Genomic DNA, 25,698 nt, shown 5'->3' on the forward strand with positions numbered 1-25,698 from the left:
TTGTAAGAAGGAGTTATTGCGTATGAAATTGGTACAACGATGGGTAAGTATTTTTCTGTCAGCGGCGATACTATCAACCCTCGTCGCCTGTGGTGCGGCCGACGACAAGGGGCAGACTCAGCTCGCTACGACACAGGCGCCTGCAGGCAGTGTTCAGGAATTGTTCGGCAGTAGCTTGTTCGTAGGCGACTCCATTATCGGAGGACTGACGAACGATGACCTGATGCCTGAAGCGAACGCTATGGGGGGATTGGGCGCAACGGTCCAATCTACACTGGACAACGTCGAAGAGATCACGAGCCGCAAGCCGTCGCATGTGTTCCTGTCAATGGGGCAGAACGATCTCGGGGAACCGCTGGAGGAAGCGAAGAAGACATTCATACAGAAATACACTCGGCTGGTTGATCGTATAAGGGAACTCCTGCCAGCGGCCCGCGTCTACATGCTGTCGATTACGCCAGTAGATGCCACATCACCGTTCGGTGCGTCCATGAACCCGCAGATTGAAACATTCAACGCAGCCCTGCAGAAAATGGCGAAGGAGAAGGGAATCGACTACATTGACCTTGCACCCATTTTCCGGCAGCACAAGATTCAATACGATGAAGACGGCTCTCATTTCACGAACCCATTCTACCCCATCCTGCTGGGCTATTTGAAAGAGCGAACGGATTTGGCCAATCAGCTGCGCGGTCCGGCGGTCACCGATACGAACGAAGCCTACAAAGCAGCGTTCAGGCACAGTGTTTTCCTGGGGGATTCCATCCTGGGGGCGTTGTCCTATCTGAACAAAGTGGATACAGCGAATGTCATCGCCCCGAGCGGCGCGACGCTCTCTCTCGCTCTCATGAATGTCGAGAAACTCGCCAGCCGGGCACCGGAACATGTCTTCATTCTGTTGGGCAGCAATGACATTCGGTTGTCGGACAAGCAGGAATTCGTCGAGCGCTATCGCCAGCTGATCGACAGCATCCGGAACAAGCTGCCAAAGGCCAAGCTCCACATCCTGTCAATCCCGCCAGTCGCCGAGGAAACCCTGAAACAAGTGCCGCAGTATGCGAACATTACTGCCTTCAACCAAGCGCTTGAACAGTTGGCCGATGAAGTCAAAGTCGATTACGTGGACTTGTCACCCCTCTTCACCTCCAACAAAATCCAATACGCGGACAACGGCGTTCACTTCAAACCGCATTTCTATCCGTTGCTCCTGGACTACTTGAAGGGACTTGTAAAGTAAGGAAATGGCCGGTTAGTTGGCAAGCGTCAAACAGCCCCCACCTTTTAACTAGGGTAGGGGCTGTGTATTTTAACATTTTACAAAGTGGTTCCTGTATCCTTCCGTGTTGATTTCCAAGGCATTTAGTTGTCCACCAGAATAGCCACACCCGCCATCTATTCCTATTTTATCACCTTCTGTTGAATACCAAATTTGATTGGGTTCTGGATTCGATATTATTCTAGAAGTTGGGGTGTGTCCAAATACTACAACTTTGTCAATGTTTGTTGGACTTTCTATAAAATCCTCACCTAGCCAGACAAAATCGGAAGGTGTTGTTTCTCGCCAATTCCTTGGACGAACTCCTGCGTGTACAAAAATATGTCCTTCATCTTCAAAGTAATTGCATCTTCCTCCTCCACCATTCTTTTTATCTCTGAAACAACTTTTAGAGATTCAGGTCCTCTACTTATATAATCTCCAATAAAAATAGCTTGGTCCTGTATTGGCCTATAATTTATTTTTTCCAGTAGCAGCTTACGTACATGAAAATATCCATGGATATCACCAATAATAAGTTTTGCACTGATTCTTTTTCCGAAAACTAGCAACAATTTTGTCGATCAAACGTACAACTCTTATAAGATACATAATTTAACAATGTAATCGAGGTGTTAACAAGCATGGAAGCATCAATCTCAATTGTCACCTACCGCCCTGAGTTGGCCGCAGCGGTCGCAGATATGTGGAATGCCAGCCGAGATAGCTGGGGAGGCGGAAATTCGATTACGACAGCCGAACAAATCAGACAAGAAGAAGCAGCCTCTGACGCTATCACTGTCTATCTCGCAATGGAAGGTGAAACGGTCGTTGGTTATTGCAGCCTGGCCGAATATCGGGAAGATACCGGTGCCCTCTATATCCCGTTGCTCAATGTACGTCCCGACTTTCACGGAAAAAAAGTCGGCCGGATGCTGCTTTCATGCGCACTGGAGAAAACGATTGAGCTCGACTGGCCGCGACTTGATCTGTATACGTGGGCAGGAAACACGAAAGCTGTTCCGTTGTATAAGAAGTTCGGGTTTTTCTGGGAAGACCGGGACGACGCCACCCATCTGATGAACATGATTCCTTCTGTGCTCCGTACCGAAGCGATCGCCCACTATTTTGAGGAGCTTGATTGGTATCAGGACTCCACTCGGGAGATCGTTGTAGAGCCGGATGGACGCAAGGAAAACGGCTTTGATTACTTCATATACTCCTGGGCAAAAGGAGAAAAGAGCTTGCGCGTGGAGTTTGAGCGGCGGGGTCGGGGCATGCGCCTCATCGAGACGGAGGATTATCTCGTGTCTGCCGAAGCGGAAAAGCTGGAGCTAGTCTTTGGACGGGAATATCAAATTCACTACCGGATCGTCAACAAATCAGGAAAGCCGTTACAGATTTCGTTAAACGGGCAACCGAGCGACACGATCCGCTTTGATTATCAACACGAGCTGGCTGTGACAGATGAAACGACGCTGTCAGCTACCTTTTTTGTCGATCCAATCACAGAAGAACAAAGCATCTGGCGCACGCATCCGCGTGTTTGTACCAACCTGCTGATCAACGGCAAGGCAGCGCTGTTCGAGGTAGGAATCCTTCCCAAGTTTCCTGCTACCCTTTCCTTGCATGTACCTGGCCTCTCCTATCCGGGACAAACAAAGCTGTTTTATTTGGACGTGGAAAACAACTTTGCGGAAGAAGCGGAATTTTCATTCGAGCTGCCCTTGTGTTCATTTTTTGGCTTACAAGAGCAACGCCACACTTTGAAACTGGCTGGCAAAGAGCGCATTTCGCTTCCGCTTAACGCTGACCTGTATGAACACGGCTTTTACGAAGCCAACGTGCAGGTGGAGACAAAGCTCGCAGATGGCAGATCGGTTTCTTTTGCCAAAAAAATCGGAGCTGCCTTTACGGGGCTTGGTGCGATGGTGTCGGGAGAAACAGAACAGGCTTGGCAAGTTCACCATGGCCGCCATACGCTCTACTTGAACAAAGAAGATAATGAGATAACCGTTGTCGGCGGGACAGGTGGGGAGCCAACTAACTTCCTCTATCCCAAGCTCGGCAAACCGTTTTCCAGCGAGTTCTCGAAGAAGCGTGCCGAGAAAGTTGAGTTTATCGTGGAAAAGGGAGCAATCGGCATCCGTGCAACGTATCGCTCCGGGGCATACCCGCAAATTGCACTGGTTAGCAAAACGCTCCTGTTCGGGGATGGCACCGTAGAACATGGAGTGGAGATAGAAAACCACTCTGCTGACAAGTTGACTACTGAGCTTTGGCTTAACCAAGGATTTAGTCACAGTTTTCATCGCCCCATTGTGCCGTACCAAGGCCGTTATGTTGAAACACCATCCTCCTACGGCAGCGATATGGATTATTGGGATGCTGAGTTAGTCAGTGAAAACTGGCTGTTTACACAGGATGAAACGGCCCCATGGGGAATGTGCTGGCCTCCTGAATACCGTTTTGACATTCAAGGCTGGTACGTCACACTTGAAACCAATCTCGGCATGCTTGCTCCACATGAAAAAAAATCGTTCGGCCCCTTCCACTTCTCGCATGGGGGCTACGCTGACTGGAAAGAGTTCCGTGCCTTTGCCCGTAAAGAACCTATGCCAGCAGACCTGATCTTGACCTCTCACCTAGAGTTGAGTGCCAATGGGCAAAATCCGTTTGTCACAAGCAAGGAACTGGATGTACAGGTGAAAGAATACAAGCAGCAGTACTTGGACGGAGAACTGATGGCATCTCTTTTGAGCGAGTCAGCTTCCGAACAAACGCAGAACTTTACAGAAGATGTGGAAGAGACGGAATCTGGCTTCTCCTTCATGACGCCAGAAAAACCATATGACCTCGTGCAAGTAGAGGGACGTTTTGCCACTCATATGTCGCATTTGCAGAGCGCGATTTTCCCAATCGGTCAAGGCAAGGTCATACAGGAGCAAACAGAGGAAGAAGGACAGCAGGTCTATATCGCCGACAATGGACGATTGCGGATCAAAGCTGCTCCAGATTTTGCTCCGACGCTATACTCGCTTACAAGCAATGGGCAGGAGTGGCTGGACAGCGCATTCCCTGAACGGAAGCCGAAATCTTGGTGGAATCCGTGGACAGGTGGAATCGGCAACTATATGGAGGAGTTAAGCGCGTTTTCACTGGTTAAGGAAGAGCGTACTGCTTCCTTTGTCGAGCTAATCGACAACAAGCAAAATGCGTGGCAGGGAATTAAGGTGAGCTACCATGTGAAAAAGCAGGAGAAGTATCGCGGGTTGACTTGCCATCAGTATTACTTACTGCTGCCAGGAGTACCTGTCCTCTGTCATACCGTAGCGATCGAGCAGAATACCGGAACGTACTTTGCTGGCAAGGAATTAGCCACTGACATCTTTTTGCAGCCAGGAACCGAGGACGAGGCGGTATGGCTGAAAACCATCGGTACGAATGGCGAGGAGCTCAGCTACAAGCTGGCACAAGGTGAATTGGATGTCCTTGAAGTATCCGATTATGTCCTAGGGCGAGCTTCCTGCAAGGATCAGATGCATATCGTTACTGACCTCGATACTGCGGACCTCCAAGTATACGCAAACAAGGAAGTGGCCGTAGCTTCTGTCATACGCGAACTGAATCTACCAAACAACAGCACTACCTTTACTCCGCCTGTCTTTTTCCTGTTTGCCGACAACACGCTTCCATCCAATGCCTTGTCTGACTTACGGGCGATACGCTTTGCCAAATAAGGGAGGGCTTCCCAATGAAAATCATTGATGCGCACATGCATTTATCCCATATCGAGGAATTCAAGCGGACGGCGGCAGAAAAGTCGTTTGTCGATTACTCCGTCGCTGGTCTCTTGCAAGAATATGCCGAGAACGGCGTGGTCCTTGGGATAGGCATGGGCTTAACAGAGACTCAGCCAGACGGCTTCCCCGATGTGGAAGCTGTCACTCCCATGGGACTAGACCTGACAGACGAGTTGCCGCCACAGTTCGTCTATTGCCTGGGAATCAACCCGTTCAAGCTGGATGAAGCAGCAGTAGCACGCTTGGAAGCTGACCTGCAAAAGCCCAATGTGGTCGGGTTGAAAATCTATCTGGGCTACTATCCATTCTACGCCTATGATAGCGTCTACGATCCCGTTTATGCGCTCGCAGCCAAATACCAGGTACCTGTCGTCTTTCACACCGGCGATACGTACTCGGAACGTGGGCTCTTAAAATACTCCCACCCTCTCACACTGGACGAGGTGGCGGTGAAGCATCGAGACGTCAATTTCATGATGGCCCATTTTGGCGATCCATGGGTACTCGATGGGGCAGAAGTCGTTTATAAAAACCGCAATATGTTTGCAGATCTCTCCGGCTTAATGGTCGGTGACGCAGCCAATTGCAAGCGACTCGCGGACTCCCCGCTCTTCTTCTCCCATCTGCGCCACGCAATTACCTATTGTGATCATTACGACAAGTTTTTGTTCGGAACAGACTGGCCGTTGGCGCCAGTGAAGCCATATATCCAGTTTGTACAGGAGCTGTTCCCAGCGGAGTATCACGAGGATGTGTTTTACAAGACAGCATTGACGGTGTTTCCCAAAATCAAGCCGTTGGTTGAGTAGACGATACGAATCCCATGTCTCTTCCTCTCGAAGAAACATGGGATTTTTCATTTGTTCAATAAAACTTCTTCTATTTACGACAAAAAACGACAGTTTTCGTATTATGATAGAATATGCGAGTTTGCTTATACAACATCAGTAATGGACAACCATGACCCAAAGCTTTCGCTAGTACAGATAGAGCAAGACTAGGTTTCTACTTTAATGGGGGAGGACATGTTTCCTTGAAGAAAAAAATTGCCTGGGTTACAGACAGCACCGCACTCATCCCTGATCACATCATGGAAGAGCATGACATCTACGTCGTTCCACTGGAGATTATCTTTGAAGATGGCACTTTTGAAGACGGCATTGATTTAGCGCCTGAACAGCTTTATCAAAAAATTGTACAGGCTAGTTATGCTCCCAAAACGTCACAGCCTTCCTTAGGAAAATTTGTGACGCTCTACGAACGATTAAAGGAAGAGTATGAATGCGCGATTGCTGTCCACCTCTCCTCTGATCTGAGTGGGACCTACAATTCAAGTGCAACAGCAGCCAAGATGGTAGACTTCCCTGTCGAGCCGGTAGATTCCAAGCTGATGTCGTACCCGATTACCTCGATCATCTTAAACGGAATCGAGCAAGCCAAAGAAGGAAAAGGCTATCAGGAGATTGCGGCTTCCTTGCGCGAGGAATACAAAAAGTTTGAGAACTATATCCTGGTTGGCAGTCTCGACCAGTTTTACAAGGGCGGCCGAATGACCGGTTTGCAATATTTCATCGGCAATCTGCTTCAGATCAAGCCGATTTTCCAAATTAAAGATGGGCTGTTTGAAGTATATGAAAAGGTTCGTACCGAAGGGAAAGCCGTCAAGCGCATGCTGGAACAGCTGGAGAAAGCCAAACAGAATTACACCGTGAAGCACGTGCAGATTTTGCATGGCAACGTTTTGGACAAAGCGCTGGAACTGAAAGAGAAAATTCAGAGCAAGTACTCCGATGTCGAGGTGTTGGTTGGACCGATCAGTTCCACGATTGGGGCGCATGCTGGGATGGGGACGCTGGCGTTGGCTTGGCGGAATGAGTAAGAGTTAAATGGGCCAGTCTCACATGCCGGTTTTTTCGGCAAAGAGCTGCCCCCTTTGCCTTTCATTTTGGCACAATTTCATCATGTTCCAACCTTGATCACGACATTCCCCTTCTTGCTCATCGTTCCATAAACTACCGCATCACACAAAAAAACACGCCGAGCTGGCGTGTTTTCGTTTTGGTGGCAAGGATACTATTTCGTTATACGTTTTCCAATAGCCTCCACGAGCTCCCTCGTTGTCTTGGGAAGATTGGATTTCAGAATGGAATTGATCATGGGGCCCTTCACACCATGGGCAGTGATGTCGAGACATCCCGTCATTTTCGTACGTGCCTCCCCCAAAGCTTTTGCTTGGAAGTAGCCATGTCCAGTGAAATTCCCGCTGATCCCCGTCAAGGTAAACCTCACCTCGGTCGGAGGCGTCCATTCGGTGATATCTACTTGCAGACTGATCGTTTTCTTCATGATGCCGATATCGCCTGTAAACGTCCAAGCGACACGTCGTTCATTGATTACCTCGTGGCTGATGTAGCCAGGTACCAGTGGAACCCAATTCTCCACTATACTCACAAACTGCCATACCGACCCAATGGGCTGGTTCAGCTCCACATCATGTATTCCTTGAGGCATGATTTGCTCATTCCTTCCCCCAGTGTTCTTTGGTATCTTGTTATGTTTATTGTCGGAACACGGGAGATATTTCAGGAATATGGCGGGTTAATCCCACCAAAAATACCACACATCCTGTTTCATTAAATAATCGGCATAATGCCCTATTGAAGGAAACTCATCCAAAACGTACTGACAAAAGATGAAATGCTCTTGTGCCAGCTTTAGGGCCTCCTGGTAGGTCTGCGGTCTTGAACCGGCTTGAAAAATCCAAGTATCCTCTGTCACAGCGAGAATCTTGATCCCATACGCCTCCTGCCAGTGCTTTACGATAACGGACTGATAAACAGGTAGTGGGCAGTCATTATAGCCGCCCATCGGGACCCACAACGGTGCTTCATAACCAGATGCTAGCGGCAATTCCATAACAATCAAGGAATCATCTTCTAACCGATCCTGAACCCATTTTTCACTTATGAGAAAGGACTCCATCTCTGTTTCACTGAGTTGTTCATTGATTAGCTCATGACCTTCCCATATAAGGGAATATGCCTTATAGATTTCTTCAAAGTTCTTCCCATCCAAATTTTTCAACTCGGATGAAATGTCTGTATACAACAGTCGAGATTTTACAATTTGCCGAAAGACATCCTCTACTAATAAATGATGAACCTCCTCTAGCTGGTTATGTACATAATCAGAGAGTGATCCTTCTTCGTCCACAGCTTCTTCTATCATCTCTAGTATATTATAGCTAGGCAGGACCAAAATGCTGTGCTTATCTTCCTTTGTAGCAGGTACCGAGAAGTCTTCCCCAGCAACCACTTCTATGTCACATTCTTTTAGGTAATTTGACAACTCTTCTACCATCGTCACACCTCTTTTTTTTGCATTTTTTCATACCGTATATCTTACCACATCTAACAGAAAAATCCTGCGTACCCTCTCTTAGATTCACTTTCGAGTTGGTCTTATTCTGGACGCAAAGTCAAAATAAAACCTGCGTCTACCGCCGGAAAACACCACAAGCAGACCGTGAATGAGGAGTACAAGCGAAATCACTACGATGACGCCAAAGGAGAAAAGGATAAGAAATGGATAAAAAGCCGACTCCATTAAACTCTCTATCTGACCGATTGCACTCGAGGTGTACATGAAAAACCAAGTGAAATACAGCGCAAGAAATCGCTTGAATAAAGCAATTCCGAATGGCTTCCCGGAATCTTCGTTCACCAGTCTGAACCGCAAAATCGCCGATCCAATCGTCTTTCCATTCCATAAAATTGGAATGAAATAGAAGCAAAGCAACATACCGAGCAAGGTACTGATCACCTCTGTCAGCCAGCCAACCGGAAGAAGAAAGCCAAACAAATCCGACAAGAACTGAACTGCAATACTGTCGATCAACAACGCCAGCAATTGCGGTACAGGGAGGACGATATCACTCTCCATGACACTTTCTCTTTTCGCTTCTATGCTTTTATTGGACGGAAACAAAGCCAGTATGATCGGAGCAATGAAAAATCCAAATAATACACCACTGCTGTTGAGTATAAGATCATCGACGTCGAACAGTCGATAGGGACAATTATAAATGCCATAAATCCCCGTTAATTGTGTGACCTCAAAGAAAAGCGACAACCCAAAACCAAGCCCCAAAGCCCGTTTCCAATATTCCCGCTTCTGGAAAAAGTACCGGAGATAAACGCCAAATGGGAGCAGTAGCAAAAAATTAAATGCGGCTTGCAAGAAAGCTCGTTCTGATATGAGTTGAATATAGCTGGATGGATGGGACCATACCATCGAAGTTTCCTTGAGAATATCACGGACAAAGGTAAAGGGAATCAGCGAATAATAAACCGTATTCTCTGCTTGCATCGCGCAAGTATCCCTCGTGTCTGGCAAAGGAAGCAGCACCAAAAACAAAGAGCAAAGCAAATAAAAAAGAAGGGAGGCGTTTAAAATGAACCTCCACCAACTAAAAAACCCATCTTTTCTATACGTGTAAATGAGCCAGGGAACAAACAATAAATAAGAACCTAGCATAAAAACAAGAAAAGCATATTGAATGGGAAATACGTACGATGACATGAGAGTACTCCTTTTACCTGTTGAGTAGCTGAGTAGCAGCCTTTTTCATAGTTGGATTTCAATCTTTGTTCCTAGCCCCAATAAACTATTCACCTTTATTTCTCCACCGTGCGCCACAATAATATCCCGCGCAATGGCCATACCCAGCCCGGAGCCTTTGTGCAGCTCTCCAGTATTCGTCCCCCGGTAGTAACGGTCAAAGATTCGATCGAGCTCCTGCTCTTTCATTCCTTTGCCGTTGTCCTCGATTCTGATCAGGGTACGCTGACCTTTCTCTACACTTACTTTGATGAGGACGGAAGGATCATTATGAACGATGGCATTGTAGATTAAATTGGTGATCGCTCTACGAATCAGAATTTCATCCGTATCCACTTTGATCATTTCATCGCTAAATCGGAATTCCATGTTCCTGTCTGCATATCTCGCATCGTTCAATGTATCAATGACGACATTTCGTAATAGGGTCACGATGTTCTTATTTGATTTGAGCAAGCGCAATTCTTTATTTTTTAGGCGGGCAGATAAATTCAGATCCTCAATGACGTCTTTCAAGTACAATGACTTTCGTTCAATAATCTCCGCAAACTCTCTCATTTCCTCACACGAAAAATCATACTCGGTGTCTTTCATCATTTCTGCGTAGCCTTGGATCGACGCTAATGGCGTTTTTAAATCGTGAGAGACATTGCCGATCCACTCTTCTCTCATTGCATCTAATTTTTTTCTTTCATTTTCCGCCGCTCTTAGTTCATGTGATAAATAATTGACATTATAGAAAACATCTTTATAGATGCCAATCGGTTCATAGTTGATATGGTATTCCTTATTAGCGAGCTTTCTTATTCCCTCTATGAGTGACAACAGTGGTTTCGTTAGTCTTTTGCTAAAAAAATATCCAACGATCAGCGCGATCAATCCGTCGACGGTCAGAACGAGAATGCTTCCTATGTTAAATACTTGCACGACCTCCCGGATATCATAGGACAATACGTGTCTTTGCAAATTTGGATTTTGAAACCCGATAAAGTAACTATAATGGCTGGAACCTGTTTGCTTCTCACCAATAAAGACCATCGTGTTCATATCAATTTCTTTGTATTTGTACATCTGGATAATGTCTATGGGCGCATATTTTTCTTTTATACCCACCGGCAATCGATAGCCAAAGATCTGTTTGCCATCTTCGTCTAGAATTTGTATCCATGCGTTATGCTGATCCAGCTCCGCTTTCCCTTTGTCTGTAAGCGTCGCCTGATGATTCGAAATGACAATTTGCTCATGGAAACGACTGGTTATTGCTTCAGCAGAGTTTCTCTTCTCGCTTATTGCAGTTTCATCCCACTCCGTTTGGATGGTGACCACGATCGACAAAACAAGAAGAACAATATTGCTTAGTACAACCAAAATGACAATCAAAACAACAGACGCCAGAAACCTCCCAGTCAACCTCCAATTCATCCACTATTCATCCTTTACCACCAGCTTATATCCCAAGCCCTTCACCGTTAACAGGTATGTTGGATTGGAAGGATCATCCTCTATTTTCTCTCGTAATTTTCTGATGTGTACCATCACGGTATTGTCAAAGCCAAAGAAATCTTCACCCCATACTTGGTAGTACAGCTTTTCTTTGCTGATAATTTGGTTAGGATGCTTGAGCAAATGGGTGAACAGCCCCAGCTCTTTCGGTTTCAATTCGATGATGGTTCCATGCTTTCGCAACTCGACCTTTTCTTCATCAAAGACAAATGGGCCGACCTTAATGATAGGATCCGCCTTTACTTGAACTTGCTGATATTCAGCTCTTCTTAATTGTGCTTTCACTCGATAGGCCACTTCTTTCGGACTGAACGGTTTGCCAATATAGTCGTCACCGCCGATGGCCAAGCCTACTAGTTTATCCACTTCTTCCGTTTTTGCGGATAGAAACAAGATCGGGACATGTGAGATACTTCTGATCTTTTTGCATACGTCATAGCCTTCCCCGTCTGGAAGCATAATATCCAAAATCACAACATCTGGATGCTTGTCTTGAAACTGCCCAAATCCTTCGGCTGCCGTTGAAGCCGTGTATACATTCTCGATGCCTTCCTTGATCAGAACCGTTTTCAACAGTTTGACGATATCCTCTTCATCGTCCACAATCAGTACTTTGCTCATGTAGAAGCCCCCTGCCAAAACTGAAATTATTGCTTATCCTTTCCTTGAACAAACAAGGATACACCGAAGCCATCCTTTAATGACTTCGGCATAACCTTCTACCTTCTTTAGTTTACTGCTGGATTGCCAATTTTTCTTTCGCTTTATCAGGCAGTTCGTCCACTTTCACTTCCTGATAGGAGGTAACTCCTTTTTCTTCTTTTACGAATACGCACAGATAGGCATCTTTACGCAGCTCTTTCATCGCCATAAAGTTGAGTGTTTTTTCTTCGCCATTTGCGTTATAGCCTTGCAGCGTATAATCGTACGAGACAAACTTCTCGCCGCTATCCAGTGTAACTTCATTCTTTTTCCCCTCTTTATTAATCTGAACATAATACTCATCTGCACCCAATCTGTTAAAATTCACGTTTTGAAGCAAGAGTACAGCTCCTATCATAAGAGCAAGTATGACTGATAATACGATGATGGTTGTCTTTTTCATAAATAGTCTCCTTTAAAAGTTTACGATTTTGTTTTCGTTACGATTTTGTAGTACGCATGGACGGTCAAGAAATAGTAGGCGGTGTACATGCATGTATAGATCGCCATACAAATCACCACAGGAACGACTAAGTTCATTTGCAACATCCGTGATAAAGGCGTTAGAGCGACGGCACTATGCGCGATACCAGCTAGCAAGGGAAGCGCGAATATGAACAAGACTTGTTTGGCAATGGTTTTTTTGATTTCTTTTTTTCTGACGCCGATTTTGTATAAAATCTCATATCGCCCTTTGTCTGCATGGGCTTCCGTTAGCTGTTTAAAGTAAATGATGCTACCAGTTGCAGCCAGGAAAACGAGTCCCAGAAATCCGCCCATAAAAATGAGTAAGCCGGAAGTTTCCAATCCTTGTGCATAGTCCTGATAGAAGCTTGCAAATCTTGCTTTTTCGGGTAAGATCGCTTGAATCTCTTTGGTTAATTGTTTGGCCTGATCTTCCTGCGTAATGGCATATGCTACCAAGCTCGCCTGATTCGCTTCTTGTTGCAAGCGGACGAACAGCTCATCGCTGACGACGATCGTCGAAAAGACCGTTTGCAGATTCAAGACGTTGTAATCCTTTCGATCCTTGATCGTTATAATCTCTTCGCCGCCCTTCGCTTTTAAAGGGAGCCTTTTCCCGACATATTGAGGGGAAATACCCTCGATGTAATAGGGGTCTAATAAAACGGCTTCCTGGGCTTGTAAGGAAATCACCTCGTCTTTTCCTTGTAATTGGGTCAATTGGTTGAATTCACGATTTGACATCACGGTATATGTCCGTTCATTACTTCCATCATCCAGATCACCAGTATCTACATCCATCTGAATAACCGGAATGGTTCGATGATAAAGAACTTCATGATTGGGATGCTTCGAAATCACTTCCTCCACCTGTTTGGTTACATGTCTGTCCGTAGCGATAAACATCATGCTGTTCGGATTCACCTTTTCGACGGTGCTTCTATTGTTGTAATACAAGCTGTATGCCGTTCCAACAGATGTGAGCGTCGTGGCGCTTAGTACAGCAATGATGGTTAACGTGCGGGCATTTCCTTTCATTCGATACAGTAGCTGAGAAATCCCTATTACGTTAATGCCATTCCAATAACTCTTCTTATGGTTTCTTAACCTTTTCAATAGCGTAACGCTGAAAACACCGAATAGGAGATACGTACCGAGAATGACGGTTAGTAAGATGAGGAGCGGCGTTGCCATTATCCCTACTTTTCTCCATATGGCTGACTCAAAGATGTTTTGCAGCGTAAGCCAATAACCAAAGCCAATCAACGCAACCGATAAGATAGCAGTGATCCAAGAAGTTCTTGGTTCTTTTTCGCTTTCTTGATCCGCGCGAAAGAGTTCGATTAATTTGAAGCGATAAATTAACCGATAGCCTTGGAGCGAATTTATGAACGTAATGATAGAGAAGACGGTGATCGTGTTTATCATTGCCTCGGATGAAACAGAGAAATTAGCGATGGCATCATAACCCATGACCTTCATTAATACCGCAACAAAAAACTTGGACAACACGGAACCAAGAGCAATTCCGATCAGGAGCGCGATGATTCCCATTATGAAGTTCTCGTAAAAAAGCATGCGGCCGATCTGCTTCTTGCGTACGCCTAGCAATGAGTAAAGCCCGACCTCCTTCTTGCGTTTGCGTGTGAAGAATGCGTTGGAATACCAGATAAAGATGGCCACGAAGATCATTAACACGACCGACGCTCCGCTAAATACAGAACTGATTTTATTCGACCCTTCGGCGGCCAGCTGAATCGTATCGTCATACTTTAAGGAAACAAACGTGAAGTAAATCACAATACTAAAAATCATCGAAGCAAAATAGATAAAATAGTTGGTGAAATTTTTTCGGATATTTTTTCTGGCAATGCTAAAGAGCGTCATGATACCCACCCCCAAGCGAAGCAAGAATCTCCAGTATCTTTTGGAAAAACTCCTTCCGGGACTGCTTTTCTTTGTGGAACTCGGTAAAGAGTTGACCATCCTTGATGAAAATAACCCGTTTACAGTAACTCGCCGCATACGCATCATGCGTGACCATCAGAATGGTAGATTGATTGGTTTCATTGAGTCTGCTTAAGCTTTCTAGCAAGCTTGCTGCCGATTTGGAATCAAGCGCACCTGTGGGTTCGTCCGCCAAAATGAGGCTTGGATTTGCCACGATGGCCCGCGAAGCCGCTGTCCGTTGTTTTTGACCCCCTGAAATATGGTAAGGGTATTTGTCTAAGATTTCCCGAATGCCGAACGTGTCCGCTATCTCGTTGACTCGCTTTTCGATTTCAGCGGCTGGCACCTTCGACAAGGCAAGCGGAAGCAAAATATTTTCTTTGACAGTCAACGTATCGAGAAGATTATAGTCTTGAAAAATAAAGCCCAGCTTATTCCGGCGAAAGTCTGATAATTGCTCTTCGTTCATGTAGACGATATTTTGATCAGCAATAACGACCTCACCCGAAGAGGGCATATCGATGGTCGAAAAAATATTGAGCAAGGTTGATTTTCCGGCTCCGGATGGGCCCATGATTCCGACAAATTCACCCTCTTGTATTTTTAAGTTAATATCTTGCAGGGCGGTATACACATTTCCTTTTGTGCCAAATGTTTTTTGCACGTGGATTGCTTCCAGAATGGTTTTCATATCGCTATCCTTTCAAATGCAACTCATTTTTTCGAACTACATTTATCATAGCGATCGAACCTTAGAGCATTTTTATTTAAACCTTATATAAACCTTAAAAATAGCATCCGAAAAGCAAAAAAGCGCCCTCCATCGGACGCCTCCCACGTTACTATTCAGGAACATACTTTGCTACTCTGCGTAGAACATGGAAAAATAAATCCCCGTTCCGACAGAAGTTTTTATTCCCTCTCCATCATGGAGACTTTTTGCCTGATTTCATTCAGAACTTCTTCCCAATGAAGCTTCATTTGCTCCCTTGTGCTACTGTTATCCAAATTCTCTTGATGAAAACTAATTGTCGTTCGGTCAGGCTTGTCGGATATCAGCCGGATTTGCAATGTGGACGGCTTTTCCCAATCCTTCATCGACCACTTCAAACGAAACTGCTGGAACGGCTTTACAACACGAAATTGACCCGATATTCCTTCGCTGGAAGTAAAGGTCTCCCCCTCGCTAAAGGTAAGGCTCGATACATGTCCAAGCCATAATTTCACCCCTTCAGACGAGGTTAAAAACGCCCATGTCTGTTCTTGACACCTACTTGGAAGCCTGTCGCTGCCGTTTGACCAACGATTTTGCTAGATTCGGTATTTGGATTCTTCATCGGGACACCTCGCCAATCCTATTTGTTCGCACGTGCTTTTCACGAATACCACAATCGCGTTTTTTACACCGTAAATTGTAAGCAATCGCCCATAAAATGTCACTCTTAAACAGAAGACCAACTCGTCGATAGTGTCGCAATTGGGCGATGATGGTTTGTTCTCCTATAGTTATTAGAGGAGAACAGCTGCATTTGATGTCCAAGGTATGGTGAAACTCTTGCATACGGATATTGTGTTCAGGAATTATTCCAACGGTGAACTGGACATAGAAACCAAAGGATTAGAAGCGTTTAGTGAGCTAGCTGAAAAGTCTGCGAAAATTTTCTAGAGTCGGCGTCAGACCATTCTTGCCTGCCTAGTAATGGATGACAAAGCAAAAGTGCAAATTGATTATGAAGGAATACTGGCGATTGATTTGCCAAACGGATTTAAGGCTGGAGATACGATGCAATTAAAAGGGAAATCGCTTTTTATGATGAAAGAAGGAAAAGTCTCCCTAATTGAAGATTACAGTTAAGATCACGGCAGAAGAAATACACCTTCCTCATGATATCGACACAGGAATGACCCGAATTTGTTCACTTTCTTCATCAAAAAAAATGTTAGGATAGAGGCATCACTTCATAAAAAATGAGGAGAGTCACAAGTGCGGGTACATCCAATTTACTTTTTACGTCTTACAGGCCTATTCGATGGCCTTTCCTTATTAGTATTGATGGGCATCGCAATGCCCTTGAAATACGTGTGGGGCTTAGACAAAGCCGTAACCATCATAGGAAGTATTCACGGCGGGATATTTTGCTTGTATGCTCTGGCGATACTCTATGCGGCCATTCGCGTGAGATGGAGCTTGCTCTGGTCTCTTGCTGCGTTACTTGCCGCTTTTGTACCGTTTGGGAACTTCTTTCTGGATCGCAGACTGAAAACGGCACAGGATGTGTATCCTCTGAAGCCGTTTAATAATGCCCTGCTCGTATACGGCATCGTTTTTTTCTCGTTCTTTGATTTGTTCTCGCAACTGCCGGTCATGAGTACATTTGCTGCTTCCGTAGGTGCCAGTTCATTTGTTATAGGCTTTGTCATCGGTCTGTATTCGTTAGCCAATACTTTTGGCAATATTATCTCTGGCATACTGACAGATAAGGTTGGTCCATCCAAACCACTTTTGATCGGATTGGTTTTATCAAGCTGTGCCTTGCTGCTGTATCACATCGTCGATCAGCCGTTTCTGTTGATTATCGTGCGACTCATTCACGGATTTGTTGCCGGTTTGATAGTTCCTGCTGCTTTTACTTTCTCTGCGAATAACACTACACATGAGCAGCAAGGACGAAAGGTTGCTTTCACCGGTACCTTTGTGGGACTCGCAGCGATTATCGGACCTGCATTCAGCGGCATTATGGCAAGCAAAACCTCTGTGCCTTTTGTCTTTACATGTGTAGCTGTAATGGGCTTTTTCCTAGCCATTCTGTCCGTCATTTTTCTGCGATCCACTCAGGCCTGCAAGAAAGAGAAGCTTAAGAAGGACGTTCCAACCTCAGCCCTGATCTTCAATGCTGGGATAATCAAGGCTTACGGCGGTGCCTTTTTGCTCATGTTTTCACAAGGCGTCATCGCTTACCTTTTGCCCTTGCATGTCCAATCGCTTGGATACGATTCGAAATTAAGCGGTACGTTATTGAGCACGTTTGGGATGATTGCCGTTCTGATTTTCGTGCTTCCGACCAATCGCATTTTTGATCGTGTGGCCCCTTCCAAAACGATGTCCATCGGAATTGGTTTCATGGGCGTGAGTCAGCTGCTTATTGGTCAATCCAACACGACATTGGCACTGTACTGCATGTTAGGACTATATGGGATAGGCTTCGCTCTCTTGTTTCCTTCTGTCAATACGATGCTCATTCAATCGACGCCGCAAGAATTGCGGGGGAAAGCACACGGTTACTTATACGCCTTCTTCTCTCTCGGTGTGGTCGTCGGCTCAGGCCTTTTAGGGTGGCTGCCCTTCTCCATCGAGGAAGGGTTTCTGTTCACAGGAAGCCTGCTGCTCGTGTTTGCCGCTTTCATTGCCATGCATAAACAGCGAGAACGCTTGCTAAATCAACAAAATAATCGATAGTAGCCGTCGTTTGTAACAACAAAACCTCCTCAACCACTAAGCTAGTGGTGAAGGAGGTTTTGTGCTAATGCTTTCAACCGCGGAATCACTACGAATCAGGCATGCAGCCAACAGACCAATGCCAAGTACGATTGCAAGCAGTACAAAAGTAAGTTCATAGCTGCCAACATTCATCAAACGGATGGACAATATCGGCCCAAGACTTGTTCCCGAAAACAGGATAAACGTATACACAGAAACCGCAATTCCCCGCGATTTGCCCCCTAGCTGTCCAATAAGCGTGATCAGGGAAGGAACAGATAACGCAATTCCGGCAACGAAAAACACACTCGTACCAATCAAAAGAGACAAATTAGATATCATACCGAAGGAAGACATACTGACCACTGCCAGACCTAACCCGCAGCGTAGCACGGTACGTAAGCCAAACCGTTTTGCCAGCCCGCCCGCCAGCGGAGAAATGAGCATGCCCACTACACCAATCGTTCGAACAAGCAGAATATCCTTGTTGCTAAGCCCAAAATCGGGTCCCGCCAAATAACTCCCCAAGACCGTATACATATTAACGAATGACATAAGCAATACAAGAGCGATTATGTAACTCAAGACGATATTTTTTTGTTTGAACAGGGAGGGAATTCGCTTAATCGGCTCCCAAATATTCACGGTAGCAAGAGGACTCTCTTCTTTTGGTAGCCACCTCATCACCACGAGCAGCGTCACGAAATAAATAGCAGCAAGCATATAGAATACGGCGTGCCAACTATATTGTTGACTCATAAAGCTACTGATCACTTGACCAATGATCCCAGCCGCCAAAAATCCTGTGCTGATAAATCCGATTGCCGTTACCCGTTTTGCCGCAGGGAACATTTCCACAGCATAGGCGAGCGCAACAGGCGAGAATGTAGCTGCGGCAGCACCTTGCAAGCTCCTGAGCACAATGATCCATGCGAAATGATTTGCACTTCCAAGCAACAAAGAAAAGAGAGTCAAGGCAATCAGCCCGAACACGATCACGTTCTTGCGGCCATACTTTTCGGACAACGGTCCATAAATCAGGCACCCTATGGCAAACCCAACCGAAAATGCGCTACCTACTGCTGCAGCCTGTGTCAATGTAATACTGAAAAGATCGGCAAATATAGTCATAAGGGGAATCGTGACGTATAAGCTCGACATGACGACGATTCCTGACCAGCATAAGATTGCAGTCATGAGTGAGTAGTTTCGCTGTGACATCGCACACCTCTTTTTCAATTATTTACACACAATGTAGTTAGATTATCTAATTATATTCATAAAAAAATATGATCTTATCTTCCCACCCCCAGTTTCTCTTCCATGCTGCGATTCAACTTCATCAAGATTTTTTCTAGCAGCATCCGTTCTTCCTCTTCTAAGTCGCTCATAATGGAGGAGCAGGCAGACCAGAAAACTGGCAGTGCTCTGGCTACTAATTCTCTGCCTTCCTGTGTTATTTTGACATGAATCTTGCGACCATCCAGCGTGCTTTGCTCCCTGATTATCCAGTGCCTTTTTTCCAGCCAGTCCAGCAAAGCTGTAACAGAAGCACGCCGAATACCCAGTCTATCTGCAAGCGAAGAGGGGGTGATAAGTTCACTGTCTTCATGTAACGTAAGCAACAGCAATACGTCCCATTTACTCTCCGTTATGCCGAATGACTCCAAATTCAAATCAATGGTGTCTATGGCGTTATCCCCCAGCCATAGCATCAATAACCCCAAATGAGCCAATTTGCGATCCGTATTTTGCAGAGCTGTTTTTTCCATCAGATCCAAATACGGCTGAATACCTAGTTTTGGCAATTGATCAGATGTATGCTCTCTCTTGTTTTTTCTGCTCATAATCCACCTTGAATATAATTAGATTATCTAACTAAAATCAATATAACGGATTCTTTTGGATTTTGCAAGCCCCCCTGGCAAGACGAAAGCCGAGATCATCAATTCGAAACGTGGGGTGACTGCGTCTACGGCACGTCGCCCCACAGCCTCTGGCCTCTTCTGCCCAGCTGCCACCGCGAAAAATTCGATAGGAGCCGTAGACGTTTACATCGTAAAGGTCCCAGCACCACTCCCAAACATTTCCCAGCGTGTCATAGAGCCCCCACGCATTCGGTCGCTTTTGTCCTACCGCATGTGCTGTACGCTCAGCATTCTCTTGGTACCATGCGATCTCATCCAGCTCGCCGTACCGATAACCACCCGTCCCTGCTTTGCACGCGTACTGCCATTCCGCCTCTGTCGGCAGACGATAGCCATTCGCTTCCTCGTTCCATACGACACGCTCACCATCTTCACTTATCGAGTAGCATTCTGTGAGACCCGCTTGTTGAGATAGCAGATTGCAAAACGAAATCGCATCGTTCCACGAGACATTTACAACGGGAGCCTCTGGATGGTCATTCGGTCCAGCTGCTTTTTGTACCACCGAGAAGTATAACGCATTCGTAACAGGAACCGGCGAGAGTAAAAATGCGTTCACCTCAGTTGTCCATGTGGCTTTGATTCGATCGTCCCGTAATTCGATTTGCCCTGCTGGGATATTCACCATGGTGTACGCCCGTTCCATCTCTATTTCACCTGGCTTAACTTCTCGATCGCCTGCTCTTCGGTCGGCAAGAAAAAGATGTCCTTTCCGTTGTTGGATTCATAAATGAAGTCTTTTAGACTTTTACTTGTGTACACCGAAAAATCTCCTACAATTGCCACTTTCACCCGATAATTGATGAACTTTTGCAGGATCTCGCCAGCAAGGCGTGTTTTCAAATCGAAAAAGCTTTCGTTAATCAATGATTTGTTTATAATGATACGATTACTGTCTGCCTCATAGTGTACGGTTGCAATCAGATCCAGGGCTGACTGCACATCAATAATCAATACCTCGCTACCACTCACGATCGCAATGTTTCCCACGGCTGCTTCTACCTTTGTAATATTCATGTGTATCCTCCTCACTTTCTATTGGTAATCTGCCTCACAAAATCCTCACAAATATATCGATTGTCTTCGCCGTTTGCTGGCGCAATGCTCGCCACTCGAAAGAAGCTCAAGCCCACAACCATCGCCATGAGTCCGTAGGCAGCGCTTTGTGAATCCTCTACAGACATAAGCCCGGTTTGCTTGCCGTAATCAAAAATCTTTGTGATGCCCTGCAAATCTCTCGTATAACTTTTCGCAACCACTTCTTGGAGATTGGGGTCCAATGCGGCTTTGGAGAAGAATTGTACAAAGAGTCTTGCTTGATCTTCATGCGGGATGTACATGTTAGCGATGCCATCCAACTGTGAAACATTGATCCCTTTTTCTTTGTCGTTCACGTATGGCGGCAAGATATGCGTAAGCGTAACATCCATCATTTCCTGGGCTGTCATGGTGTTCTCAATGTCAGATTCGATTTTCAAGCCATAATAGGCCAAGAATGCCTGAAAGGCTTCACTCGTCAAATTATCCTTATTCTTAAAATAATACGTGACGACACCTTTTGAGCAGTCCGCATACTCCGCCACCTTATCTAGCGTCATGCCATCAATCCCGTGATTGCTAATACAAGTTAAGGTCGCATTGATGACATCTGCTCGGCGCTGTGGTTCCATTCCTAATTTGGGCATGATCTTACCTCGTTTATTTATACTGTACAGTCGGAATAAAAAAAGTGTACACAATGATTTTCCAGTTTGTCAAACGAATAGGTTCGACAACACAAAAAAACACGCTTACGCAGCGTGTTCCATCATGACGTTACATGGCAAGTGCTTGGCGATTGATCCGATATTGCCCCGGTGTCAGCCCCGTCCATTTCTTGAAAGCATTTTGAAAAGCGCTTGGATCTGAAAAATGCAGCAGGTACGCAATCTCCCCGATGGAATGCTCCGCTTGCTGTAAATACCCCATCGCCATTTCTTTGCGGACATTCGTGGACAATTCATGATAGGAAGTGTCCTCTGCCTTTAGTTTCCCTTGCAGGGATCTCGTACTCATATGAAAAGCAGCGGCAGTCTGCTGTAAGGTCGGAAAAGCAGCAGGCATACATCCCATCATCCATTGAAACACACGGTCTGAAAATTCCCTTCCTTTGATCAGCTTCTCTCTAATATCTTCCGCGATTGGTTCAAAAGCTTTACGCAGGCGAACATCTGAATACAGGATCGGGTATTGCAAAACTTCTTTGCCTATCAAGAGCCCATTTTCTTTTCCCTTAAAATGAGGCTGCATTCCAAACAAATTCAAATACGGAGCGATATCGGCCGTAGCGTCGTGTGTGAATTGTATTTCCTGTAACGGAATAGACCGATGACTCATATGGACAATCAAGTGGTACAAGGAGCTGACCATATCCTCCATGCAATGTCGAGAAACGCTCCCAGGGCTTTGTCTATGAAACCGCAGGAAAACATCTTTCCCCCGCTCTTCCCAATCTAGGTCGTACCCGATGCAAAGGATCACATGATACCGCTGATATGCCTTCAATGCATCGACGATTTTTTCGGAATGCATCATGACATAGCCAAGAATGCCCAGATCGGCAATATCGGTTAATTGTCCTTGATGTAGCCCGAAATGATCATCCTGCGTATAAATGGCAGCTTCCTTCATCAAACGCTCGAGCTCCGCTTCATCAATGCGCGCCTCTACATCTTTTAGCAAGCTACTGTCGAAAGAAATATGGTCACAAAAACGCTCAAAATCAAGCTTCTTGTGAGTAATTGTTTTCATAATCGGATACACCATCGAAATTGCAAACCCATGCGCATTTTCCAAGTACGGAACCTCCTTTGCGTGAATCCACAACATTTATGCGCTTTCGATCATTCATCTGTTCCATTCCACACGATATGCTGAATACAGTTCAGTTTACCACGATCTGTCGGTTATGGAATCAACTCTACAGGGGGATATGAAAATGAACATTCTCGTTATCATCGGACATCCAGATCCCGAGAGCTATTGCTCTGCGTTGGCGCACGCCTATATGAAAGGAGCTAAAGGCAAAGCAGCACAGATTCGCACCATTGACTTGAGCCAAATCTCTTTCGACCCAAATTTGAAGTACGGATATCGGAAAAGAACGGAGCTAGAGGATGACTTAAAAGAAGCGCAGGACCTCATCCGTTGGGCGGATCATCTGATCATTGTCTATCCGACTTGGTGGGGCACGATGCCCGCTATCTTGAAGGGATTTTTCGATCGTGTCTTATTACCCGGATTCGCCTATAAATATCGGGAAGGCTCTTCTCTATGGGATAAGCTCTTAACGGGCAAAACCGCGCATGTGATTGTGACCATGGATACTCCATCTTGGTACAACCGATTGATCTACTGGCAAGCCGGACATCTCGTGATGAAACGCAACATTTTGAAGTTTTGCGGGATTAAGCCTGTGAAGGTTACGGAGATTAGTGGAGTGAATGCATCGGCGGAGAAAAAGCGCAAGAAGTGGCTGGAGAAAGTGAACCAGCTTGGGGAGAGGCTTGCCTAAGCATTGCCAGACCAGAACGATAAAACAAAAACTCAAGCCTATCCCAGCTTGAGTTTTCTCCATTCCCTTATTTAGCGAGGTGCTTTTGCACACTTTCCAGAAACCTGATACGGCTATATGCGGGGCCACCTTCCAAGAGTGGATCAACCACATTGACGTACACGTGATTTTGTTTAAAGGCATTCGTACTTTGGATAATGGGGTTCTTTTTCAATTCTTCAAATGCATTCTTTGCATCTTGCGTTTCACGTGTTGAGAACTGTACAAATATATAATCTGGATTCATTTCAGCCAGCTGCTCGACTGAGATCGCTTCTTGCGTTTTCGCCTTGCTAATCTGTTCCGGAACTTCCAGACCCAATTCATCGTACAAGACCGGGTTGAAATACACATCTTTCGGATAAACGTAAGCTTGTGTACCACGAATGCGAACAGCAGCTACTTTTTTCCCCTGTAGCTTTTCCTTCAGCGATGCTTTGACTGCTTGTGTATTTGTTTCATATTCGGTTAGAACCTTTTCTGCCTCTGCATGCTTCCCAGATAATTCTCCCATTAGCTTCAGATTGGATTCCCAGTCAGTCGAAATATGCGACACCAAAATGATAGGAGCGATTTTTTGCAAGTTATCCACCACTTCTTTTTGGAACTTGGTGGAACCCAAAATGACATCTGGCTTCAATTGCAATATTTTCTCGAAGTTCGGTTGCTGTTTTTCACCAATGGATTCCGACTTACCCGTTACCGAAGCAAAGATTTCAGGAAATTGTCCACCAACGGATATCGCCCCAATTGGATGCACGTCGAGCACTACTGCATCCTCCATCGCTTCCATCGCGCCAGTAATTACGATTTTTTCTACCTTTTGCGGGACGGTATACTTTTTGCCTAAATACTCAATCGTTCTTGTTTCGCTTGTTCCTGTCTGTTGTGCATGATCTCCGCTGATGCTAGCGGTTGAACTCGATTCTGCCTGTTTGCCAGCTCCACATGCTGCTAAAACAAGCATCCAGACTGCTATCAGGCCAACCAGCATTACTTTTTTGTTCATTTTTCTCCTGAACCCCTTTTCCAAGGCTTATCTCATTCCTAAATGTTCTCGCAAGGTGACGCCCGCATATTCGCTTCTAAACAAGCCTCTTTCAACCAATTTCGGCATCAGCTTGTCAAAGAACAGGGCCATCGATTTTTCTGATCCGCCTGGAAGTGCAATGAATCCGTCGATCGCTCCAGCCTCAAACCGCTCCAGGATATCGCTCAACACGTCTTCAACTGTTCCAACAGAAACCCAGTGAGCAGATCCGACAACCTCTGGCCTTGCCAACACCTCTTCTACTGTAGGTTGATGGATGGTGATATATCGGCGCAACAGCTCGGCATGTGTTCGGCTACGGACGGGCTGATTCGCATCAGGAAGCATATCAGCAGTTACGCGTTGGTCCAAAGCAAAACCGCATGCATCGAGACCCAGCACTGATTTTAACGATGCAAGTCTGCGCTCCGTACTCAAATTTGCGTGTGCCACTTTGTGTAATTCCTGAGCTTCCTCACGAGTGTCAGCCAAGAAAAAATACAATCCCGGCAAAACTTTGATGGCATCGGGACTACGGCCCTGTTCCTCGGCTCTTCTCCTCAGATCCCTACGCAACTCCACTCCCGATTCGATATCTGGCATCGCTGCAAAAATGGCATCTGCGACTCTGGAGGCAAACGTCCGTCCTGTATCTGACGCGCCTGCCTGAAAGAAAGGAATCGATCCCGATGGATGGCCTGGCAAAGTAAGCGGTCCCTTGACACTGAAAAACTCGCCTGAATGATGAATCGGGGAGATTTTGTCCCTGTCAGAAAACACGCCAGACTCACGGTCAATCACAATGGCTTCTTGCGGGAAGCTGTCCCATAGCTTGCGCACAACATCCGTAAATTCCATGGCTTTCGCGTATCTTTCTTCAGGAGACGGCATGGGGCCATCACCGAAATTTTCGGCTCCTTCAATAGAAGTGACAATATTCCAGCCAGCACGACCATTACTCAGCCAATGTAGAGACTGAAGCTGCCTAGCAACAACATACGGCGGATTAAACGTCGTAGAAATCGTCGTAACCAGTCCGATCCGCTCGGTTTCCCTAGCAATCGTAGCGAACATCATCGTAGGGTCAGGACTCCCAAAATTAACGGAATCGCCTATCATCTGCGGATGAACATATAGATAATCAGCCCTGAAAAGAAAATCGAGCTTTGCCTCCTCCGCCATTTTTGCCACTGCAATGTAATAGTCGATGGAATCCATTTTTTCCACATCGCTGTCCGGGTGTCGCCATCCTTCCCCCTTCATCCACGTTGTGTTTAAGGATAATCCGATGCATAATTGTCTGCTTTCCATCATTTTTACCTACCTTTCCTACACAACAATAAAAATGATTCTCATTATCATCGAGTAGTGT

24 protein-coding genes and 1 pseudogene are annotated in these 25,698 nt (G+C 45.7%); 7 read left to right on the top strand and 18 right to left on the bottom strand.

All coding sequences use genetic code 11. The features are described 5' to 3' along the window. Window positions 1-22: 22 nt before the first annotated feature. Window positions 23-1,237 carry a GDSL-type esterase/lipase family protein gene (locus HP399_RS23760; protein WP_173619949.1) on the top strand — a complete coding sequence of 405 codons (1,215 nt, stop codon included), beginning with the start codon at window positions 23-25 and terminating at the stop codon, window positions 1,235-1,237. Between the two features lie 290 nt (window positions 1,238-1,527). Here the strand turns inward: HP399_RS23760 and HP399_RS31210 are convergent, their stop codons facing one another. After that, a complete protein-coding gene (locus HP399_RS31210) occupies window positions 1,528-1,830 on the bottom strand; it encodes a metallophosphoesterase (protein ID WP_217367787.1) in 303 nt (100 codons plus the stop codon). A 69-nt stretch (window positions 1,831-1,899) separates the two neighbouring features. Here HP399_RS31210 and HP399_RS23765 point away from each other — a divergent pair, with 69 nt between their 5' ends. From HP399_RS23765 to HP399_RS23775, 3 genes are all read left to right on the top strand, one after another. Next, window positions 1,900-4,995, top strand: coding sequence for a GNAT family N-acetyltransferase (locus HP399_RS23765; RefSeq protein WP_173619950.1), 3,096 nt, complete (start codon window positions 1,900-1,902; stop codon window positions 4,993-4,995). Window positions 4,996-5,009: 14 nt separating this feature from the next. Continuing rightward, complete coding sequence (locus HP399_RS23770) at window positions 5,010-5,867, top strand: amidohydrolase family protein (protein WP_173619951.1); 858 nt, start codon at window positions 5,010-5,012, stop codon at window positions 5,865-5,867. Between the two features lie 224 nt (window positions 5,868-6,091). Further along, the gene (locus HP399_RS23775; protein ID WP_173619952.1) at window positions 6,092-6,937 is read left to right on the top strand and encodes a DegV family protein; all 846 of its coding nucleotides are present in this window, start codon (window positions 6,092-6,094) and stop codon (window positions 6,935-6,937) included. Window positions 6,938-7,131: 194 nt separating this feature from the next. On the opposite strand, the gene HP399_RS23780 is transcribed toward HP399_RS23775, so the two are convergent. The 9 genes and pseudogenes from HP399_RS23780 to HP399_RS23820 all read right to left on the bottom strand — a co-directional run bounded on the left by HP399_RS23780 (window position 7,132) and on the right by HP399_RS23820 (window position 15,635). Beyond that, window positions 7,132-7,569 carry an SRPBCC family protein gene (locus HP399_RS23780; RefSeq protein ID WP_173619953.1) on the bottom strand — a complete coding sequence of 146 codons (438 nt, stop codon included), beginning with the start codon at window positions 7,567-7,569 and terminating at the stop codon, window positions 7,132-7,134. A gap of 87 nt (window positions 7,570-7,656) precedes the next feature. Continuing rightward, the gene (locus HP399_RS23785; RefSeq protein WP_173619954.1) at window positions 7,657-8,418 is read right to left on the bottom strand and encodes a DUF4253 domain-containing protein; all 762 of its coding nucleotides are present in this window, start codon (window positions 8,416-8,418) and stop codon (window positions 7,657-7,659) included. 84 nt (window positions 8,419-8,502) lie between these two features. Next, complete coding sequence (locus HP399_RS23790) at window positions 8,503-9,639, bottom strand: VanZ family protein (RefSeq protein WP_173619955.1); 1,137 nt, start codon at window positions 9,637-9,639, stop codon at window positions 8,503-8,505. Window positions 9,640-9,684: 45 nt separating this feature from the next. Beyond that, window positions 9,685-11,100: a sensor histidine kinase gene (locus HP399_RS23795; RefSeq protein WP_173619956.1), complete on the bottom strand. Its 1,416-nt coding sequence runs from the start codon at window positions 11,098-11,100 to the stop codon at window positions 9,685-9,687. 3 nt (window positions 11,101-11,103) lie between these two features. Then, window positions 11,104-11,802: a response regulator transcription factor gene (locus HP399_RS23800; protein WP_173619957.1), complete on the bottom strand. Its 699-nt coding sequence runs from the start codon at window positions 11,800-11,802 to the stop codon at window positions 11,104-11,106. 112 nt (window positions 11,803-11,914) lie between these two features. Continuing rightward, the gene (locus HP399_RS23805; RefSeq protein WP_173619958.1) at window positions 11,915-12,286 is read right to left on the bottom strand and encodes a YxeA family protein; all 372 of its coding nucleotides are present in this window, start codon (window positions 12,284-12,286) and stop codon (window positions 11,915-11,917) included. Between the two features lie 20 nt (window positions 12,287-12,306). Next, a complete protein-coding gene (locus HP399_RS23810) occupies window positions 12,307-14,235 on the bottom strand; it encodes an ABC transporter permease (RefSeq protein ID WP_173619959.1) in 1,929 nt (642 codons plus the stop codon). Then, window positions 14,222-14,989 (bottom strand): ABC transporter ATP-binding protein, encoded by a 768-nt coding sequence (locus HP399_RS23815; protein WP_173619960.1) that lies wholly within the window; start codon window positions 14,987-14,989, stop codon window positions 14,222-14,224. Before HP399_RS23815 ends, HP399_RS23810 begins: the two co-directional genes overlap by 14 nt. Window positions 14,990-15,210: 221 nt before the next feature. Continuing rightward, window positions 15,211-15,635 (bottom strand): annotated as a pseudogene (locus HP399_RS23820) (SRPBCC domain-containing protein). A gap of 380 nt (window positions 15,636-16,015) precedes the next feature. Between HP399_RS23820 and HP399_RS31215 the strand changes: the two are divergent. Together HP399_RS31215 and HP399_RS23830 are read left to right on the top strand one after the other, a co-directional pair. Continuing rightward, window positions 16,016-16,153: a hypothetical protein gene (locus HP399_RS31215; protein WP_370642552.1), complete on the top strand. Its 138-nt coding sequence runs from the start codon at window positions 16,016-16,018 to the stop codon at window positions 16,151-16,153. 129 nt (window positions 16,154-16,282) lie between these two features. Beyond that, window positions 16,283-17,755: an MFS transporter gene (locus HP399_RS23830; protein WP_173619961.1), complete on the top strand. Its 1,473-nt coding sequence runs from the start codon at window positions 16,283-16,285 to the stop codon at window positions 17,753-17,755. A gap of 36 nt (window positions 17,756-17,791) precedes the next feature. On the opposite strand, the gene HP399_RS23835 is transcribed toward HP399_RS23830, so the two are convergent. From HP399_RS23835 to HP399_RS23860, 6 genes are all read right to left on the bottom strand, one after another. Further along, window positions 17,792-18,997, bottom strand: coding sequence for an MFS transporter (locus tag HP399_RS23835; protein ID WP_173619962.1), 1,206 nt, complete (start codon window positions 18,995-18,997; stop codon window positions 17,792-17,794). 74 nt (window positions 18,998-19,071) lie between these two features. Beyond that, entirely contained in the window at window positions 19,072-19,623 is a 552-nt protein-coding gene (locus tag HP399_RS23840) for a MarR family winged helix-turn-helix transcriptional regulator (RefSeq protein ID WP_173619963.1), read from the bottom strand. A 37-nt stretch (window positions 19,624-19,660) separates the two neighbouring features. Beyond that, window positions 19,661-20,350, bottom strand: a complete 690-nt coding sequence (locus HP399_RS23845; protein ID WP_173619964.1) for a formylglycine-generating enzyme family protein — start codon at window positions 20,348-20,350, stop codon at window positions 19,661-19,663. A gap of 2 nt (window positions 20,351-20,352) precedes the next feature. Further along, window positions 20,353-20,721 (bottom strand): DUF4180 domain-containing protein, encoded by a 369-nt coding sequence (locus HP399_RS23850; RefSeq protein ID WP_007723697.1) that lies wholly within the window; start codon window positions 20,719-20,721, stop codon window positions 20,353-20,355. An 11-nt stretch (window positions 20,722-20,732) separates the two neighbouring features. Next, the gene (locus tag HP399_RS23855) at window positions 20,733-21,389 is read right to left on the bottom strand and encodes a TetR/AcrR family transcriptional regulator (protein WP_173619965.1); all 657 of its coding nucleotides are present in this window, start codon (window positions 21,387-21,389) and stop codon (window positions 20,733-20,735) included. Window positions 21,390-21,519: 130 nt separating this feature from the next. Beyond that, entirely contained in the window at window positions 21,520-22,539 is a 1,020-nt protein-coding gene (locus HP399_RS23860) for an AraC family transcriptional regulator (protein ID WP_173619966.1), read from the bottom strand. Window positions 22,540-22,681: 142 nt separating this feature from the next. Here HP399_RS23860 and HP399_RS23865 point away from each other — a divergent pair, with 142 nt between their 5' ends. Beyond that, on the top strand, window positions 22,682-23,257 hold the full coding sequence (locus HP399_RS23865; protein ID WP_173619967.1) for an NAD(P)H-dependent oxidoreductase: 576 nt from the start codon (window positions 22,682-22,684) through the stop codon (window positions 23,255-23,257). A gap of 67 nt (window positions 23,258-23,324) precedes the next feature. Here the strand turns inward: HP399_RS23865 and HP399_RS23870 are convergent, their stop codons facing one another. Both HP399_RS23870 and HP399_RS23875 read right to left on the bottom strand, forming a co-directional pair. Continuing rightward, the gene (locus HP399_RS23870) at window positions 23,325-24,305 is read right to left on the bottom strand and encodes an ABC transporter substrate-binding protein (protein ID WP_173619968.1); all 981 of its coding nucleotides are present in this window, start codon (window positions 24,303-24,305) and stop codon (window positions 23,325-23,327) included. A 27-nt stretch (window positions 24,306-24,332) separates the two neighbouring features. Then, window positions 24,333-25,640 (bottom strand): NtaA/DmoA family FMN-dependent monooxygenase, encoded by a 1,308-nt coding sequence (locus HP399_RS23875; protein ID WP_173619969.1) that lies wholly within the window; start codon window positions 25,638-25,640, stop codon window positions 24,333-24,335. Window positions 25,641-25,698: the final 58 nt, after the last annotated feature.

It is taken from the genome of Brevibacillus sp. DP1.3A (assembly GCF_013284245.2).
Lineage (GTDB): Bacteria > Bacillota > Bacilli > Brevibacillales > Brevibacillaceae > Brevibacillus.